This window comes from Allobosea sp. LjRoot90 (genome assembly GCF_964254315.1).
GTDB lineage: Bacteria > Pseudomonadota > Alphaproteobacteria > Rhizobiales > Beijerinckiaceae > Allobosea.
Genome location: NZ_CAXUTF020000009.1, coordinates 42249 through 58824, shown reverse-complemented (window position 1 = coordinate 58824; position 16576 = coordinate 42249). Strand labels below are relative to the sequence as shown.

18 protein-coding genes are annotated in these 16576 nt (G+C 66.3%); 5 read left to right on the top strand and 13 right to left on the bottom strand.

Annotated features, from left to right (window positions below):
* Positions 1-66: 66 nt before the first annotated feature.
* Positions 67-999, bottom strand: coding sequence for a ring-cleaving dioxygenase (locus tag ACSQ3M_RS25075; RefSeq protein ID WP_436152795.1), 933 nt, complete (start codon positions 997-999; stop codon positions 67-69).
* A 184-nt stretch (positions 1000-1183) separates the two neighbouring features.
* On the opposite strand from ACSQ3M_RS25075, the gene ACSQ3M_RS25070 reads away from it, so the two are divergent.
* The 3 genes from ACSQ3M_RS25070 (at position 1184) to ACSQ3M_RS25060 (ending at position 2847) form a co-directional block, all read left to right on the top strand.
* Positions 1184-1609: a DoxX family protein gene (locus tag ACSQ3M_RS25070; protein ID WP_436152794.1), complete on the top strand. Its 426-nt coding sequence runs from the start codon at positions 1184-1186 to the stop codon at positions 1607-1609.
* 94 nt (positions 1610-1703) lie between these two features.
* The gene (locus ACSQ3M_RS25065; protein ID WP_436152793.1) at positions 1704-2672 is read left to right on the top strand and encodes a LysR family transcriptional regulator; all 969 of its coding nucleotides are present in this window, start codon (positions 1704-1706) and stop codon (positions 2670-2672) included.
* A gap of 4 nt (positions 2673-2676) precedes the next feature.
* The gene (locus ACSQ3M_RS25060; RefSeq protein WP_436152792.1) at positions 2677-2847 is read left to right on the top strand and encodes a hypothetical protein; all 171 of its coding nucleotides are present in this window, start codon (positions 2677-2679) and stop codon (positions 2845-2847) included.
* Between the two features lie 30 nt (positions 2848-2877).
* Here ACSQ3M_RS25060 and sugE read toward each other — a convergent pair whose 3' ends face one another.
* From sugE to ACSQ3M_RS25025, 7 genes are all read right to left on the bottom strand, one after another.
* Positions 2878-3192 (bottom strand): quaternary ammonium compound efflux SMR transporter SugE, encoded by a 315-nt coding sequence (gene sugE, locus ACSQ3M_RS25055; protein ID WP_436152791.1) that lies wholly within the window; start codon positions 3190-3192, stop codon positions 2878-2880.
* 130 nt (positions 3193-3322) lie between these two features.
* A complete protein-coding gene (locus ACSQ3M_RS25050; protein ID WP_436152790.1) occupies positions 3323-3877 on the bottom strand; it encodes a MerR family transcriptional regulator in 555 nt (184 codons plus the stop codon).
* 35 nt (positions 3878-3912) lie between these two features.
* Positions 3913-4227 carry an integration host factor subunit alpha gene (locus ACSQ3M_RS25045; protein ID WP_284173039.1) on the bottom strand — a complete coding sequence of 105 codons (315 nt, stop codon included), beginning with the start codon at positions 4225-4227 and terminating at the stop codon, positions 3913-3915.
* Positions 4228-4428: 201 nt separating this feature from the next.
* On the bottom strand, positions 4429-5406 hold the full coding sequence (locus ACSQ3M_RS25040; RefSeq protein ID WP_436152789.1) for a beta-ketoacyl-ACP synthase III: 978 nt from the start codon (positions 5404-5406) through the stop codon (positions 4429-4431).
* 109 nt (positions 5407-5515) lie between these two features.
* Entirely contained in the window at positions 5516-6595 is a 1080-nt protein-coding gene (plsX, locus tag ACSQ3M_RS25035) for a phosphate acyltransferase PlsX (RefSeq protein ID WP_436152788.1), read from the bottom strand.
* A 112-nt stretch (positions 6596-6707) separates the two neighbouring features.
* Positions 6708-7253 carry a YceD family protein gene (locus ACSQ3M_RS25030; protein WP_436152787.1) on the bottom strand — a complete coding sequence of 182 codons (546 nt, stop codon included), beginning with the start codon at positions 7251-7253 and terminating at the stop codon, positions 6708-6710.
* Positions 7250-7801, bottom strand: coding sequence for a ubiquinol-cytochrome C chaperone family protein (locus ACSQ3M_RS25025; RefSeq protein WP_436152786.1), 552 nt, complete (start codon positions 7799-7801; stop codon positions 7250-7252). The genes ACSQ3M_RS25030 and ACSQ3M_RS25025 overlap by 4 nt, the downstream gene beginning before the upstream one ends.
* Positions 7802-7925: 124 nt before the next feature.
* Between ACSQ3M_RS25025 and ACSQ3M_RS25020 the strand changes: the two genes are divergently transcribed.
* Complete coding sequence (locus ACSQ3M_RS25020; RefSeq protein WP_436152785.1) at positions 7926-8423, top strand: outer membrane protein assembly factor BamE; 498 nt, start codon at positions 7926-7928, stop codon at positions 8421-8423.
* Positions 8424-8623: 200 nt separating this feature from the next.
* Here the strand turns inward: ACSQ3M_RS25020 and ACSQ3M_RS25015 are convergent, their stop codons facing one another.
* Complete coding sequence (locus ACSQ3M_RS25015) at positions 8624-9544, bottom strand: DMT family transporter (protein ID WP_436152784.1); 921 nt, start codon at positions 9542-9544, stop codon at positions 8624-8626.
* Positions 9545-9724: 180 nt separating this feature from the next.
* Here ACSQ3M_RS25015 and ACSQ3M_RS25010 point away from each other — a divergent pair, with 180 nt between their 5' ends.
* Entirely contained in the window at positions 9725-10804 is a 1080-nt protein-coding gene (locus ACSQ3M_RS25010; RefSeq protein WP_436152783.1) for a hypothetical protein, read from the top strand.
* 124 nt (positions 10805-10928) lie between these two features.
* Here ACSQ3M_RS25010 and ACSQ3M_RS25005 read toward each other — a convergent pair whose 3' ends face one another.
* From ACSQ3M_RS25005 to thiL, 4 genes are all read right to left on the bottom strand, one after another.
* The gene (locus ACSQ3M_RS25005; RefSeq protein ID WP_436152782.1) at positions 10929-13085 is read right to left on the bottom strand and encodes a sodium-translocating pyrophosphatase; all 2157 of its coding nucleotides are present in this window, start codon (positions 13083-13085) and stop codon (positions 10929-10931) included.
* 269 nt (positions 13086-13354) lie between these two features.
* Positions 13355-14152 (bottom strand): (S)-ureidoglycine aminohydrolase, encoded by a 798-nt coding sequence (gene allE / locus ACSQ3M_RS25000; RefSeq protein ID WP_436152781.1) that lies wholly within the window; start codon positions 14150-14152, stop codon positions 13355-13357.
* A gap of 71 nt (positions 14153-14223) precedes the next feature.
* Positions 14224-15429, bottom strand: coding sequence for an MFS transporter (locus ACSQ3M_RS24995; RefSeq protein ID WP_436152780.1), 1206 nt, complete (start codon positions 15427-15429; stop codon positions 14224-14226).
* A gap of 37 nt (positions 15430-15466) precedes the next feature.
* Entirely contained in the window at positions 15467-16453 is a 987-nt protein-coding gene (thiL, locus tag ACSQ3M_RS24990; protein ID WP_436152779.1) for a thiamine-phosphate kinase, read from the bottom strand.
* Between the last annotated feature and the right edge of the window lie 123 nt (positions 16454-16576).

Here is a 16576-nt window from a genome sequence, read left to right as displayed (position 1 = left end):
GCGGCCTCCTTTCATGATGATAGCGGGCATGGGCGCCCCGCCCGAAGGCGGAGCGCATGTTGAGTGTCAGGCCAGCGCCGGCAGGACGGCCTCGATCTCCGCGCGGCGCTTCTCGTACTGCGCCGGCAGCTTGAGCGCGCCACCGAGATCCTCGACCGGCTCGTCGATGGCGAAGCCGGGCGCGTCGGTCGCGATCTCGAACAGCACACCGCCGGGCTCGCGGAAGTAGACGGAGCGGAAATAGTACCGATCCCTCTGCTCCGTGGTGCGCAGACCGAATGTCTCGGCCAGCTGCTTCACCATCCGCTCCTGCTCGGCGTCGTCGCCGGCGCGGAAGGCGATATGGTGCACCGAGCCCGCGCCCATCCGTGCCGGCAGGAAGCCGCCGGCTGCGCGCAGGTCGACGACACCGCCATGAAGCGTGCCTTCGGCCCGCATGCGGACGGTGTTGTCCTCGCGGCCGGCTTCGGTGAAGCCGAACACGTCGCGCAGGATCGCGGCGGTGGTCTCCGTCTTGTCGAGCAGCAGGGTAACGCCGTGGAAGCCGCGGATCGCGAATTCGGCCGGCACTTCGCCATTGTCCCAGGCCGGCTCGCTCTCGCTGCCGGGCACCGCGACCAAAGCGAGCCGCATGCCGTCCGGATCACGGAAGGCAAGCACCGTCTCGCCGAAGCGCTTCCGGGGCACGTCATGTGCGACACCGCTCGCAACGAAGCGATGCGTCCAATAGCCGATCGCCGCTTCCGGGATACGGAAGGCCGTCTCCTGCGTCTCGCCGACACCGAGCCGGCCGGCCGCGACATGATCCCAGGGAAAGAAGGTCAGGATCGTGCCCGGGTTGCCGCCGGCATCGCCAAAATAGAGGTGCCAGGTGGTCGGATCGTCGAAGTTCACAGTCTTCTTGACCAGGCGCAGGCCGAGGACGCGGCTGTAGAAATCGAGATTGCGGCGCGCCGGGCCGGCGATGGCGGTGACGTGGTGGATGCCGTTGATCTGCATGATGTCGTCCTCCGGGCTGCGGGAGACTGCCCTCGTTGACGCCAAGATGATCACGCTTTGCCCGAATACCAGCTCGCAATCATTGCGTACTAGCAATGTCATTATCCTGAAATGCCAATTTGAATTGCGACACCGCCTTCATCATTCTCTGTCGCAGACCACCCCGGTCCTTCGGAGAAAGACCATGATCGACACCCGTTTCGCCCCCTATGGCGCATTGTCCCTACGCGTCGCGCTCGGCGTCATGTTCATTGCCCACGCCTATCTGAAGCTCGCCATCTTCACCGTTCCCGGCTTTGCCGGCTTCCTCGGCCAGATCGGCCTGCCCGGCTTCCTCGCCTGGCCGATCATCCTGGCGGAGACGCTCGGCGGGCTCGCCATCCTCACCGGCTTCTATGGCCGCTATGTCTCGCTCGCCTTGCTGCCGATCCTGCTCGGCGCGCTCAGCGTTCACGCCCCCAATGGCTGGCTGTTCACCGCCCCGAACGGCGGCTGGGAATATCCCGCCTTCCTCGCCGTCGCCGCCCTTGCGCATGTTCTGATCGGCGATGGCGCCCTGGCGTTGCGCCCTGCCGCCTTCGGCGGCGCTTCGAAGCCCGCTCTCGCCTGAGCGCTTCTCACTGTCGGACAGAACGGGCGACAGGTTGCTGCAACCTGTCGCCCGTACCATGTTCAGGGCAGCCTCTTTCGCCTGGAGCCATCCCTTGCCGAACGCCGCCGCTTCCGTCGCCTGGGACGATTTCCGACTGATCAAGGCCATCGCCGAGGCGCGCAGCCTGCCGGCAGCCGCCGAACTGATCGGCCTCAACCACTCGACCGTCTTCCGCCGGCTCGGCCAGATCGAGGAAACCCTCGGCACGCGCCTGTTCGAGCGGCACCGCTCCGGCTACGTGCCCACTCCCGCCGGCGAGGAGATGGCTGCCCTGGCCGAGCGGCTGGAGATCGACATCGCGGGCTTCACCCGCCGCCTCGTCGGCCGCGAAATCCTGCCGGCTGGAGAGCTACGCGTCACCACCAACGACTCGCTGCTGGTCGAGTTGCTGACGCCGCTCTTCGCCACCTTCATGAAACAATGCCCGGACATCCGGCTCGAGGTGCTGCTTGGCAACCAGGCGCTCAACCTCAGCAAGCGCGACGCCGATGTCGCGATCCGCGCCACCGACAGCCCGCCGGAGAACCTGATCGGCCGGCGCGTGGCCCGGATCGGCTGGGCGCTCTACGGGCGCGCCACCGACTTTCCGGAGGGAGCTCCACCCGACCAGTCCGAACTCACCGGGCAGCGCTGGATCTCGCTCGGCGACCAGTTCAGCAACTTCAAGGTGGTGCAGTATCGGCAAAAGCACATTCCGGCCGACCAGACCGTCTACAAGCTCAACACCGTGCTGGGCCTCGCCGAGGCGGTCGAGGCCGGCATCGGCATCGGCTTCCTGCCCTGCTTCATCGCTGACAAGCGCCCAAGTCTGCTGCGGCTCGCGCCGCCACAGACCGGCTACGCCGCCGATCTGTGGCTGCTGACCCATCCGGACCTGCGCCACTCGCCGCGGGTGCGCCTGTTCCTCGACTTCATGGCGGCAGAACTGACCAAGCTGCGGCCGCTGATGGAGGGCGGCGCGATCACGCAAACTGACGCAGAGCCGGCCGTTGAAGCCGGCTCCGACCAGGCATTAGGATGACGCTATGGAACTGCTCATCCCCCTGCTCGCCGGCATGGCGCTGATCTGGCTGGTCGGCCGCCACGTCCCCTGGAACGCCAAGCTGATGACGGTCGTCGTGACGCTGGCGGTCATCGTCGTAATCGTGCTGCTCGAGCGTAACGACCTCTGGCCAGAGGCGTTCCGGCGGCGTTGAGCCGCCGCCGGTTCGGCTGGGCGAGCTGCCTCAGGAGACGAGCTTCAGCCCGACGATGCCGGCGACTATCAAGCCGATGCAGGCAAGACGCAGCGCCGTCGCCGGCTCCCCGAACAGGACGATGCCGAGGATGGCGGTGCCGATCGTGCCGATCCCGGTCCAGATCGCATAGGCCGTGCCGAGCGGCAGGCTCTTCAGCGCGAGGCCAAGCAGGCCAAGGCTCACCACCATGCTGCCGACCGTCAGGGCAGTCGGGATGAGGCGGGTGAAACCGTGCGTGTATTTCAGCCCAATGGCCCAGCCGATTTCGAACAGGCCGGCAAAGAAAAGATAAGTCCAGGCCATGGTGGCCCTCCTCATGAGAAGGGCGGGGTCGTCCACGCCTGTTGGGAAACGCGTGCTCAAAGGCATCGCGGAGGCCGTCCTCGCGGCTGATCTAGCGATCCCTGACCGGCGGTTCAAGCGCTGGCAGCGCTCAGGCGTCCTCGGCGGCCGCGGTCGCCAGGGCGCCGTGCAGCAGGCGGCGGCATTCGATCAATTCGGAAAGCGTCGCCTTCAGGAAGGCGAGATCGTCGGCGCCGATCAGCGGCTGGGCCGAACGCGGCAGGGAAGAGAGCAGCGCCTTCGCAGCGAAGCCCGGCTCGGCGGCAGCTGCAGGGTGATGGTACTGCGCCGATGGCGGCGCCGGCATCGGCTCCGGGCGCGACGATGCGGTTGGCGCAGCAGGCTGGGCAGCGGGAGAGGCGACGATCTCGCCGCCGCGGCCGATCGCCTGGACATGGCGCGGCCCCTGTTCCTTCAGGATGCGCTGCAGACCCTTGATGGTGTAGCCCTCGCCATAGAGCAGGCGACGGATACCCTTCAGCAGGGCGACATCGTCAGGCCGGTAATAGCGCCGGCCGCCACCGCGCTTCAGCGGCTTGATCTGGGAGAAGCGCGTTTCCCAGAAACGCAGGACATGCTGGGGAATGTCGAGGTCATCTGCGACCTCGCTGATGGTTCTGAATGCGTCCGGGCTCTTATTATCCAATTCGGCCTCATATGCGCCGTCGTGGAACTCCAGAGTCACTCTTCCTCGCCCGCGCCGTTCAGTCCGTTGATCTTCGCCTTCATCACGTTCGACGGCTTGAACACCATCACGCGACGCGGCTCGATCGGAACTTCGACGCCGGTTTTCGGATTACGCCCGATTCGCTCGCCTTTGTCGCGCACCACGAAGGAGCCGAACGAGGATAATTTGACGTTTTCCCCACGCGCGACCGCGTCGCAGATCTCGTCCAACACCACTTCGACGAGCTTGGACGACTCTGTCCGCGACAGGCCGATCTTCTGGTAGACGGCCTCGCACAGATCAGCCCGCGTAATCGTTTGCCCCGCCATCAATTCCTCCAAGGCGTTTCTTCAAACAGCGGCGTCCCTATCAACCTCGCCCCACCGGAGGCGGACGCTAGGCGGCGAGGCGATTGCGGTCAATCCTCGGCGCGCTCGCACAGGTTGAAAAACGCGGAAAATCCGCGCTGACGCCGCTAAGAAAATGTCATAAATCCAAAGCGCTTAGCTTGGCAGGCCCAACCGCTGCCGCTACCAGCGGATCAGCGCCGACCCCCAGGTGAAGCCGCCGCCCATCGCCTCAATCAGCACGAGCTGCCCAGGCTTGATCCGTCCGTCCGAATGGGCCTGCGCCAAAGCGAGCGGGATCGAGGCCGCCGAGGTGTTGCCGTGCTTGTCGACGGTGATGACCACCCGGTCCTCGCTGATACCGAGCTTGTGGGCGGTGGCGTCGATGATGCGGCGATTGGCCTGGTGCGGCACGAACCAGTCGATATCGGCGCCGGTGAGCCCGGTTTCCTCGAAGGTGTGGCGCACCGTATCGGCCAGGTTGACCACCGCGTGCTTGAAGACCTCCCGGCCCTCCATGCGCAGGAAGCCCACTGTCTTGGTCGAGCCCGGCCCGCCATCGACATAAAGCTTGTTCATGTAGCGGCCGTCGGAGCGGATATGGGTCGTCAGCACGCCGCGATCGGCGAGCGTGCCGTTGCCCTGCTCCGCCCTGAGCACCACGGCGCCGGCGCCGTCGCCGAACAGCACGCAGGTGGCGCGGTCCTCCCAATCGAGAATGCGCGAGAAGGTCTCGGCGCCGATGACCAGCGCTGTCTTCGCCGCACCGCTGGTCAGGAACTTGTCGGCGGTCGCGAGCGCGAAGACGAAGCCGGAGCAGACGGCCTGCAGATCGAAGGCCGCGCCGTGGCTGATGCCGAGCGCAGCCTGGATCTCGGTCGCGGTCGCAGGAAAGGTGTGGTCGGGCGTCGCGGTCGCGACGATGATGAGGTCGACCTCGCTCGCCGGGATACCGGCGTCGGCGAGCGCGGCCTGAGCCGCCTTCAGGCCGAGCGTGCCGGTGGTCTCGTCATCGGCCGCGATATGACGGGCACGGATGCCGGTGCGCTGGACGATCCACTCATCGTTGGTGTCGACCTTCGCCGCCAATTCGGCGTTGGTGAGGATTCGCGCAGGCAGATAGGAGCCGCAGCCGCGCAGGACGGATCGCATTCTGGACAAGGACGTTTCTCTTCCCTACTCGCCCTAGAGCCCGTTCCGATCAGCTTGCCCTGCAAGCTGATCGACAAAACGGTCTCTCACTTTGTTTGGAGACGGATTCACCGACAGATTATCCAACCTGATCGGATCCGGCTCCCGCGACCTGCGGAACTGCCGGTGCCGCGCTGGGCCGCGCCGTCGCGGCGACCATCTCGCGCACCTTGGCCATCAGATTCTCGCGCGCCATTTCGTAGCCGAGTTCGGTGGCGCTGGCGAACCCGACGGCATCCGTGCCGCCATGGCTCTTGATCACGATGCCTTCCAGACCGAGAAAGACACCGCCATTGACCTTGCGCGGGTCCATCTTGTCCTTCAGCGCCGCGAAGGCGCCACGAGCGAGAAGATAGCCGATTTTCGACATCAGTGAACGGCCCATCGCCGCACGCAGATACTCGCCGATCTGCTTGGCCGTGCCTTCGGCGGTCTTCAGCGCAATATTGCCGGTAAATCCCTCGGTGACGACGACATCGACCGTGCCCTTGCCGAGATCATCGCCCTCGACGAAGCCGTGATAATCGAGATGCGGCAGGTTGCTCTCGCGCAGGATGCGACCCGCTTCCTTGACCGCCTCGACGCCCTTGATCTCCTCGACGCCGACATTGAGCAGGCCGACGCTCGGCCGGTCGATGTCGAAGACGACACGCGCCATGGCGGCGCCCATCACCGCAAGGTCGACCAGATGCTGGGCATCGGCGCCGATGGTGGCACCGACATCGAGCACGACGCTCTCGCCGCGCACCGTCGGCCACAGACAGGCGATCGCCGGCCGGTCGACCTGCGGCATCGACTTCAAGCAGAATTTCGACATCGCCATCAGCGCGCCGGTGTTGCCGGCCGAGACGGTGACGTCGGCCTCGCCGATCTTGGTCGCGTCGATAGCGCGCCACATCGACGATTTGTAGCGGCCATAGCGCAGCGCCTGGCTCGGCTTGTCGTCCATCTTCACCGAGACCTCGGTGTGGTGGAAGGTCGTCACCGCCTTGAGCTTCGGATGGGCGTCGAGCAGCGGCAGGACCAGCGCCTCGTCACCGAAGATCACGAACTTCGCATCGGGGCGGCGTTCGAGCGTGAGCGCGGCGCCCGGAATGACCACGGAGGGGCCGTGATCACCGCCCATGGCGTCGAGCGCGATTGTAACCGGGCGTGTCATGAGAGGGTGGTCAATTCCAGGGACTGTGCCCCCAGCCTGGGTGGCCGGGCGGGCGGCGGACCATAGCGGGTTGGCCGCCCGCCGCAAGCCAAAGCGTTGATGTTTTTAGCGATCATTCGCCGCGTTTCAGCTGTAGGAGCGCGGCGAAAGGCGATTCGGCTTCCGTCTCAGGCGCCGGTTCGGTGAAGGCGACGCCAGGCTTGCGCGGATAGGGATCGAGCGCGAGCGCGAGGAATTCGAGCGTGACCACGCCCAGATCGATCATGCCGTCGACGATCGGCTCCGGCGGCTCTTCCTCGTTCAGCAACACCTCGATGTCGATCTCGTCATCCTCCGACGGCCGCGCGGCAATCTCGGCCTCGGGCGCGAAGTCGAGCTTGACCGGCACGTTGAGTTCGACCGGGAAAGGATCGACGGTGACGACGCAGTTCTGGTGCAGGCTCGCCTTGATCATGCCCTCGAGCTTGACCCGCTCGCCATTGCGCGACAGCGAATAGCTCGCCTTCAGCGCCTCGGCCGAGGCGATACCGAGGAAGGTCGCAATCGCTGCGAGGTCGCCCTGCTCCGCCGCCAGCTCAACGGCGACCGGGCGCAAGGTGATGGTCTCGACGCGGAGCGGGTGCGAAAACGGCAATGTGTCCGGGCTGGAATCGGTCATGTGGCGATGCTGTCTGCGAAGTGCGAGAACAAGGGATTGGCGGCGAGGATATCGTCGAGCGAGCGCGTGGCCAAGACGGCGGCGGCGCTCCTGACATGGCGCGCGAGCGCCGGCGCATCAACCCCAGCACCGACATTGCGCAGTAGAGCCGCCTCGAGCGCATCGGGCGCCGCAGCGGCGAGCGCCTCCTCATAGCCGCTCAGGCGACCATAGAAGCTGCGGCCGATCTTCTTCATCCGCTTCGGCACGGCGACGTCGCTGGTGCCGCCCTGGCGGAAGCCGAGCTCGAGATAGGCAAAGCTGGCGTCGATCAGGTCCTGCGCCACATCGGCCGCCGGCGCCGGCAATTCGCGCAGGCGGCGCAGAACCAGGAAGAGATGGAGCGTCAGTGCCTCGAACCGGCCCTCGAAATCATCGGGCACGCGTCCATCGAGATAAAGCGAAGGCTCGCGCGAGGCAGAGACAATGCGCTCCAGCACCGCATTGACCGGCGCCATGCGCGCGCGCTTCCTGCCGAACAGGCCGAAGATCACAGCCTCTACCCTCACCTTTCCCGGCTCGCTTAGCTAAAAAGCGACTTGCCTTGCCAAAGCCATGCTCGGGCGTTACGCCAAGCGCACCCACCCTGACAAGCGCGGCAGCACCGCGCGCCTGCCTCCGGATCCGCCAAGCATGACCGCTCCGACCCGCCGTACCGTCCTGATCGGCTCGCTGGCCGCCGCGTTGCCGCTGGCCGGCTGTGGCACTGCCACCAATCTCGGCCTCCGCACCCCGACCTCGGCCGGTCTCAACGAGGAGTTCACCCGCGGCTTCGTCATGGATGACGAGCTGATCGGCAAGGTGAAGCCCGGCATGGACGTACAAACGGTGCTGACCACGCTCGGCACGCCGTCGACCACCTCGACCGTCGGCAACCGCACCTTCTACTACATCAGCCAGAAGGTTCGCCGGCGCTTCCAGTTCCAGGAGTTCGCGGTCATCGATCAGCAGGTCCTGGTGATCTATTTCAACAAGGGCTTCAAGGTCGAGCGCATTGCCAATTACGGCCTGCAGGACGGCGTGATCTTCGACTTCATCAGCCGCACCACCACGACCGGCGGCGAGGAGCAGAGCTTCCTGCGCAACCTGTTCCGCGGCGTCACCAAGTTCTCGCCATTCGGCACCTCATAGGCGCCTGTCCGCACCGAATGCAAAAAACCCGCGGCGCTGCCGCGGGGTTTTTTCTTTCCCTCCTGCCTAGAGCCGGATGATTTCAGTTGGAACCGCAAGGCGATACCAACTGAAATCTGAATCCGTCTCTTATCAAAGAGTTAGAGCAGGATTCTTGCGAAAAACCGGTTCCCACTTTTTCGCATCCTGCTCTAGATGCCTCAACCGCTTTTCGGCTTCCGTTCAGGCAGCGTCATCGCGAACACCCCGACGATGACCAGAGCGAGCCCGGCCCAGGCGGTCGCGCTCAAGCGCTCGCCAAGGAACAGGACGCCGATGGCGACGCCGGTGGGCACGCGCAGATAGGCGACCGAGGTCGTGCCGACCGTGCCGAGCCGGTCGATCAGCCTGAAATAGATGATGAAGGCGAGCGCGGTCGAGAACACCGACAGAGCCAGCAGCGCCTGAATCGACTGAGGTGACGGCGAGAGCGTCCAGGGCCGGTCGATGAGCAGGCTGAAGGGGATCAGGATCACGGCGCCGCAGATCAGCGATCCGGCCGCCGGCATGATCGGGTCGAGCCCCTTGAAATTGCGCCCGAACAGCGCCGCCCCGCCATAACAGGCCGCCGCCGCGACCAGAGCGAGCTGCGCCCAGAGCTCGCGGCCGACCCCCGACAGCGCCTCGACGCCGATGATGAGGCAGACGCCGAGCATGCCGGCGGCAACGCCGAGAAGCTTCCGGCCCACGGCAGCCTCGGCACGGAAGAGCAGCAGGCTCAGCAGGAAGGCGAAGATCGGCGAGCCGGCGTTGAGGATCGCGGCGAGGCCGGCATCGACGCTGGTCTCGGCCCAGGCGATCAGGGTGAACGGCACCGCGCTGTTGAGGCAGGCCTGGATCAGGAAGCGCCGCCAGATCACCGGATCGCGCGGCAGCTTCAGCCCGCGCCAGCGGATGATGACGAGGAGGATCGCGCCGGCGATCAGCGTCCGCGCCGCGATCAGGGTCAGCGGCGGGATCGTCTCGACGCCGAGCTTGATGAAACTGTAGGAGGCGCCCCAGAGCACGGCCAGAAGTACCAGCAGCGCGATGTCGAAAAGCTGGCCATGACGGGCGGCGGGGATGCTGGCAGGCGTGGTCATGAAGGCGCTCCTGGGGACGCCGGGACCATGCCAGCATTGCCGGGCCAGCGCTCTCGCGAACGCTACGGTCCCGGCCGTATCGAGCCGCCATCGTCGCGCCCGCCTCAGCTGCAGGATTTGCCTTGGCATGGCTTGAACCAGGAGCGTAGGCTCAAAAATCAGCGGCAGATGGAGTTCAGCATGAACCCGGAACTCGGCCGGCGAGTGATCGCGATCGCACAGAAGCTCGTCGGCAGCCACTACATCAATGGCGGCTATGGCGCGACGCCCGGACTCAACGATGGCTGCCCGTGTCGATCCGGCGGGATCTCGCTGATCGCCGACGAGAGCAATCTGGAACCGAAGCTCAACTCGGGGAACAAGAAGGCCAATCTCGCCGTCAAAGCGGCGACGATGTCGGTCAAGACCTACTGCGTCTGCGCCGGCAACTACGCCACCTTCTCGGGCGGCCGCGAGACGACGGCGACCGCATCCGACCTCACCGGCTATCTCGACACGCTGAAGGGCAAACCGCCGTCGAGCTGGGAGAACTACGCGGAGCACTACACACCGCGACGCACCTTCGGGCCGGGTCAGAACGGCGGCGACGGCGGCGGCAAACTCGTCTGGGGCCAGTCGTGCAAGGGCATCCGCCATTTCGACTGCGTCGGCTTCATCAGCTTCTGCTACTGGAAAGCCAGCGGCTCCGTCATGCAGCTCGACATCAGCGCCTGGCGCAATCCGAGCGGGGGCAGGCAGGTCTTCGACTTCAAGGCCGGCGAGCGGCCATCCGCGCTGATGGATGGCGACATCCTGGTCAAGGCCGACCACCATATCGGCTATGTCAGCGCCACCGGCACGGTGATCGAAGCGCAGGACTCGCATTTGGGCGTGCGCTCGACGACCGGCTTCATGCTCGCCTCACCCGGCAAGTGGACGCACCTCGTGCGCCTCGCCGGCGCCGCCTCTCCCGAACTGGCCTGGCCGATGGGCTGGTGGCGCGTATGGGACGGCGGCACCTGGTTCTATTATCTCGGGCCCGACGGCGTCGCGAAGTCGAGCAAGACGTCGCCGTTCAATACGCGCACGCCGCCCGGCAAGGCACACAACACCGGCACCTGGGTCTACACTGCGCCGAAGACGCTCGTGATCACCTGGAAACAGGTCGCCGGCGCGCCGAAGCCGTGCAAGGAAACCTTCGTGAACGCGGCCGAAGGGTGCGAACAGATGAACGCGACCTCGAACCTGTACTCGCCGCTGGTCGCGACGCGGATGGAGTGAGGCTCACAGCCTGATTCAAGGTCTACGTAAATCGAATCAGCCGATCGCCCCAAAGCCTTGAGCGCAATGAAAAACCCCGCGGATCGCTCCGCGGGGTTCGTGCTTGATCAGGCTGCTCTCGCGCTCAGGAATGCGCGAGGATGGCGAGCAGCAGCAGCGCGATGATGTTGGTGATCTTGATCGCTGGGTTCACGGCGGGGCCCGCCGTGTCCTTGTAGGGGTCGCCGACGGTGTCACCGGTAACCGAGGCCTTGTGAGCCTCCGAGCCCTTCATGTGGCGCACCCCGTCCTTGTCGACGAAGCCGTCCTCGAAGCTCTTCTTGGCGTTGTCCCAGGCGCCGCCGCCCGAGGTCATCGAGATCGCGACGAAGATGCCGGTGACGATCACGCCCATCAGCATGGCGCCGACCGCGGCGAAGGCCTGGTTCTTGCCGGCGATGGCGCTGATGGCGAAGAAGGTGACGATCGGCGCTAGCACCGGCAGCAGCGAGGGCACGATCATCTCCTTGATCGCGGCCTTGGTCAGCAGGTCGACGGCGCGGGCATAGTCCGGCCGCTCCGTGCCTTCCATGATGCCCGGCTTCTCCTTGAACTGGCGGCGGACTTCCTCGACCACCGAGCCGGCGGCGCGGCCGACCGCGGTCATGCCCATGCCGGCAAAGAGGAAGGGGATGAGGCCGCCGAGCAGCAGGCCGACGACGACATAGGGGTTCGACAGCGAGAAATCGACGACGACGCCCTTGAAGTACTGGAAGGTCGTCGAGCCCGCCTTGTTGGCCTCGGCCACGAAGAAGTTGAGGTCCGAGGTGTAGGCGGCGAACAACACCAGCGCGCCGAGGCCGGCCGAGCCGATCGCGTAGCCCTTGGTGATCGCCTTGGTGGTGTTGCCGACGGCGTCAAGCGCGTCGGTGGAGTGGCGGACTTCCTTGGGCAGGCCGGCCATTTCGGCAATGCCACCGGCGTTGTCGGTGACCGGGCCGAAGGCGTCGAGCGCCACGACAACACCGGCCAGTGCCAGCATCGCCGTGGTGGCGATGGCGATGCCGAACAGGCCGGCGAGGCCGTAGGAGACGATGATGCCGGCGATGATCACGATGGTTGGCAGCGCCGTCGATTCCAGCGAGACCGCGAGGCCCTGGATGACGTTGGTACCGTGGCCGGTGACCGAGGCCTGGGCGATCGAGACGACCGGGCGCTTGCCGGTGCCGGTGTAGTATTCGGTGATGACGACGATCAGCAGAGTCACCGCGAGGCCGACCAGCGCGCAACCGAACAGGGCGCCCGAGGTGAAGGTGACGCCCTGCCCCGTGGTGAACGAGGCGGCGAAGCCGCCGAACATCAGGTAGTTGACCGCGGCGATGGCGCCGACCGAGAGCACGCCGGCGGCGATGAAGCCCTTGTAGAGCGCGCCCATGATCGACTGGTTGGCGCCAAGCTTGACGAAGAAGGTGCCGATGATCGAGGTGACGACGCAGGCCGCACCGATCGCCATTGGGTAGAGCATCATCGTGCCCAGCACCGGCTGGCCGGCGAAGAAGATCGCAGACAGCACCATGGTCGCGACCAGCGTCACCGCATAGGTCTCGAACAGGTCGGCCGCCATGCCGGCGCAGTCGCCGACATTGTCGCCGACATTGTCAGCGATGGTGGCCGGGTTGCGCGGGTCGTCCTCGGGGATACCGGCCTCGACCTTGCCGACGAGGTCGGCGCCGACATCGGCACCCTTGGTGAAGATGCCGCCGCCGAGACGGGCGAAGATCGAGATCAGCGAGGCGCCGAAGCCGAGTGCGACGAGCGAGTCAATGACGACGCGGCTCGACGGAGCAAAGCCCTGCATCGAGGTCAGGAAGCCGTAATAGCCGGCGACGCCGAGCAGAGCGAGGCCCGCGACCAGCATGCCGGTGACCGCGCCCGCCTTGAAGGCGACGTCGAGGCCGTCGCCGAGCGACTGCATCGCGGCTTGCGCGGTGCGGACATTGGCGCGGACCGAGACGTTCATGCCGATGAAGCCGGCGAGGCCCGAGAGCACCGCGCCGATCAGGAAGCCGATGCCGACATAGGTTCCGAGCAGATAGGTCAGCACGACGAAGAGCACGGCGCCGACCATGGCGATGGTGACGTATTGGCGCTTGAGATAAGCCTGCGCGCCTTCCGCGACCGCGCCGGAAATCTCCTGCATGCGCTGGTTGCCGGCATCGCGTTTCATCACGTCGCCATAGGCCCAGAGGCCGTAGACGATCGATAACGCACTCAAGAGTATGATGATGAGCAAGGCCGACATCGAATTTCCTATCCCTGAGAATTCGTCATCCGGGGCAGGACGCCCCGACGGATCCCGGTTTTCCGGGTTGTTGAACGCAGGGAACGGCTCCGCCAGGCCTCACAAAGAATCAGGCCCGCTGTGCCGATCGCCGGTGTTGGCGAGATTGTTGCCCAGTTTCCGCCAGAATCGCAAACGGCTCGGCTGACAAAATCGCACGAATGTCAGGCAGAAGGGATGCATGACGGCGTGCCGCGCATCACCGCATCATCAGCCGATGCTCGATGAGGTCAGAGCGCGACGTCGCGGTTGACGTTCTTGTAGAGCAGATAGGCTGCGTCATCGAACCCGGTCGGATAATATTGCTGCGGGCAAAATCCTCCCATCCAGATGAAGTCCCCGGCCCAGATCTCGTGCCATTCGGTCCCGAGGAAGTAGAGGCCCTGCCCTTCCAGCATGTAGAGCCCGTGCTCCATCACATGGGTCTCGACATCGGGGAAATAGGCGCCCGGCTTGAACCACATCAGGTTCATCTCGAAATCGAAGCGCATATCGCCGCGCGGCAGCAGGAACTGGAAGCCGCGTCCGTCCATGCCCGTATGGTTGGTGATCGGAACCTCGTCGCGATGGGAGAGGATCGGGTCCGGCTGCGGCAGGCCGACCGCCTCGTAGCGCTTGCGCAGGCCGAGCACGCGCAACTGTTCCGAACCGGTATTGCGAAGCGAGAAGGCGGTACCGGGCGGAACATAGGCGAAGCTGCCCGGCCGCAGCTCCACAGCCGGCGCATCGCCGATGGCGAAGCGGCCAGTGCCTGAAAGGACGTAGTAGAAGTGCTGGATGCCGTCCTCGCGGAACGGCTCCGGCGTGCCACCGTTCGGCTCGATCTCCAGCAGGTATTGCGCGAAATGCGCGCCGAGCACCGGGGCGGCGAGGACACGCACGACCGTGTCGTCGAAATGCAGCAGGCGGCTGACCAGCACGCCTTCCGGCGGCATGAAGGCGTAGTTCGGTCGCACCACCCCGCGATTATGGCCGATCGCTCCCGGGGCAGGCCGTCCGGGAGTCGCAGGAAGCTGGTGCGGGCGCATGGGAAAGCCTTTCGTCGAAAGCCGATAGAGCCTCCGATCTTGCCGGCTCGACCGGGGCTAGGAAAGCCGCCTCAAGCGGGCCGCGCTTGCGTCTGCAGGCCTTGCCAGGCGACCAGCGCCAGCGCAATCGCGACCGGCGGGAAGACCAGCCAGTTGACGCTGTCCCAGCCGCCGGCGCTGAGCAGGCCGCCGGAGGAGAAGGAGGCGATCGCGACCGAGCCGAAGACCAGGAAGTCGTTGGCGGCCTGGACCTTGACCCGCTCTTCCGGCCGGTAGCAGTCGGTGACCAGGGCGGTTGCGCCGATGAAGCCGAAATTCCAGCCAACCCCGAGCAGCACGAGCGCGATCCAGAAATGCGCGACGCTGAGGCCGTTGAGGCCGACCACGGCGGCGAGCGCAGTCAGCACCAGACCGGCGGCGGTAAGCTTCTCCTTGCCGAAGCGGGCGATCAGGCGGCCGGTGAAGAAGCTCGGCGCGAACATGGCGAGCACATGCCACTGGATGCCGAGCGCCGCATCACCGACGCTGTGGCCGCAGCCGACCATGGCGAGCGGCGCGGCGGTCATGACGAAGCTCATCAGCCCGTAGGTGACGAGTGCTGCGATCACCGAGGCAATGAACTTCGGCTGGCGCATGATCTCGCCGAGCGGCCGGCCGCCGCTCGACTTCGCCTGCGCCACCGGTGGGGCGCGCAGCGCCAGCACGACGCCGATGGCGAGCAAAGCGAGCGCGCCCTGCGCCAGAAAACTCGCGGCGAAGGGCGCCGCCGGCGTCAGGTCGCGCGTCCAGTAGACCGATTGCGGCCCGATTATTGCTGCCGCCAGCCCGCCGATCATCACCCAGGAGATGGCCCGAGGCTTGAAGCTGTCGCTCGCCGTGTCGGCAGCGGCAAAGCGGTAGCTCTGGACATAGGAGCCGTAGAGTCCGCACAGGAATGTGCCGAGGCAGAACAGCCAGAACAAGCGCTCGGCCACGCCGGCTGCAGCAATGGCGGCCCCAACCGCGCCGACCAGCGCGCCGATGACATAGCCGCTGCGACGGCCGAGCCGGCGCATCATGAAGGCGGCGGGGATCACGCCGGCGGCGAGGCCGAGCTGCATCAGGCTGACCGGGACGGTGGCGAAGGCCTGGTTCGAAACCAGTTGCGAGCCGACGATGCCGCCGAGCGAGATCACGATCGCCGGGCTCGCACCGCCAAGCGCCTGGGCGCCGGCGAGCACCAGCGCGTTGCGCTTGGCGAGCGTGTCGCCATCCATCACCGGAACATGCTGGTTCATCGCGGCCGCCGAACCCTTCGCGGCCATCTGGCCGCCGTCAGAAATGAGCGAAGGAGCCGCGCGCGAAGGTTCGCGGCCGGCCCGCTTCGGTATAGCGCACGCTCCCGGCCTCGGCCGTGACCCGCCCGATGCGTGCGAGGCCGAGGCCCGCCGCTTCGGCGGCAGCAGCCAGAGAAAGATATTCTCCTTCCGAGACCGTACAGAGAATTTCGTAGTCGTCTCCGCCGGTCCAAGCCAGCTCCGCCAACGCGGGATCGGCCATGACGGCAGTGCGGGCCGCGGGCGAGAGCGGCACCGCGTCGAGGTCGATCTCGGCGCCGGCTTTCGAGGCTGCCAGCAGCTTGGCGAGGTCGCCGACCAGACCGTCGGAGATGTCCATCGCGGCCGAAGCGTGGCCCTGCAGGCCGACCGCGAACGCGATACGGGGCTGCGGGTGCAGATAGCGATCGGCGAGGAAGGCCCGGTCGGCTTCGGCGAGCCTGCCGACCCAGGCGGGCCGATCCGGACCATGCGCCTTCAGCCCGAGCGCGCCATCGCCGATCGTGCCGGTGACGGCGATGATGTCGCCAGGCTTCGCGCCGGAACGCAGCACCATGCGGCCAGCCGGGACGCTGCCGAAGGCGGTGATGGAGAGCATCAGCGGCCCCGGCGTCGAGACGGTGTCGCCGCCGATCAGCGGGCAGCCGCCCTCGCCCGCCATGGCGGCGAGTCCCTCGGCCAGGCCGGCAAGCCAGTCCTCCGTCCAGCCTTTCGGCAAAGCGAGTGCCAGCACGAAGCCGTCAGGTTTCGCGCCCTTGGCGGCGAGATCGGAGAGATTGACGGCAAGCGCCTTGCGGCCGATCGAGGCCGGCGGATCGTCCGCGAAGAAGTGGACGCCGGCGACGAGCGCATCCGCCGTGACGACCAGCTCATAGCCGCGCGCCGGGCGCAGCAGGGCGGCATCGTCGATCAGGCCGAGCCCGTCGCGACCGGCGATCGGGGCGAAATAGCGGGCGATCAGTTCGAACTCGCCCACTTCGCTCATGACGAGGCGCACCTGAACTCCCTCCCCCCGCTTGCGGTGGGGAGGGCTGGGGTGGGGGGCAGTACCGCTCGGCGGGACGTTTCCGGACGGAACTCCGGCTTTCCGGCCCCCCACCCTAACCCT

What these genes read in the sequence shown, in the direction of transcription:
- ACSQ3M_RS25005 (WP_436152782.1), bottom strand. Translation starts at nt 13,085, where the DNA reads ATGTCGGCCTTGCTCATCATCATACTCTTGAGTGCGTTATCGATCGTC.
- thiL (WP_436152779.1), bottom strand. Translation starts at nt 16,453, where the DNA reads ATGAGCGAAGTGGGCGAGTTCGAACTGATCGCCCGCTATTTCGCCCCG.
- ACSQ3M_RS25015 (WP_436152784.1), bottom strand. Translation starts at nt 9,544, where the DNA reads ATGACCACGCCTGCCAGCATCCCCGCCGCCCGTCATGGCCAGCTTTTC.
- ACSQ3M_RS25030 (WP_436152787.1), bottom strand. Translation starts at nt 7,253, where the DNA reads ATGACCGATTCCAGCCCGGACACATTGCCGTTTTCGCACCCGCTCCGC.
- ACSQ3M_RS25020 (WP_436152785.1), top strand. Translation starts at nt 7,926, where the DNA reads ATGACCGCTCCGACCCGCCGTACCGTCCTGATCGGCTCGCTGGCCGCC.
- ACSQ3M_RS25045 (WP_284173039.1), bottom strand. Translation starts at nt 4,227, where the DNA reads ATGGCGGGGCAAACGATTACGCGGGCTGATCTGTGCGAGGCCGTCTAC.
- sugE (WP_436152791.1), bottom strand. Translation starts at nt 3,192, where the DNA reads ATGGCCTGGACTTATCTTTTCTTTGCCGGCCTGTTCGAAATCGGCTGG.
- ACSQ3M_RS25075 (WP_436152795.1), bottom strand. Translation starts at nt 999, where the DNA reads ATGCAGATCAACGGCATCCACCACGTCACCGCCATCGCCGGCCCGGCG.
- ACSQ3M_RS25010 (WP_436152783.1), top strand. Translation starts at nt 9,725, where the DNA reads ATGAACCCGGAACTCGGCCGGCGAGTGATCGCGATCGCACAGAAGCTC.
- ACSQ3M_RS25070 (WP_436152794.1), top strand. Translation starts at nt 1,184, where the DNA reads ATGATCGACACCCGTTTCGCCCCCTATGGCGCATTGTCCCTACGCGTC.
- ACSQ3M_RS25060 (WP_436152792.1), top strand. Translation starts at nt 2,677, where the DNA reads ATGGAACTGCTCATCCCCCTGCTCGCCGGCATGGCGCTGATCTGGCTG.
- ACSQ3M_RS24995 (WP_436152780.1), bottom strand. Translation starts at nt 15,429, where the DNA reads ATGAACCAGCATGTTCCGGTGATGGATGGCGACACGCTCGCCAAGCGC.
- plsX (WP_436152788.1), bottom strand. Translation starts at nt 6,595, where the DNA reads ATGACACGCCCGGTTACAATCGCGCTCGACGCCATGGGCGGTGATCAC.
- allE (WP_436152781.1), bottom strand. Translation starts at nt 14,152, where the DNA reads ATGCGCCCGCACCAGCTTCCTGCGACTCCCGGACGGCCTGCCCCGGGA.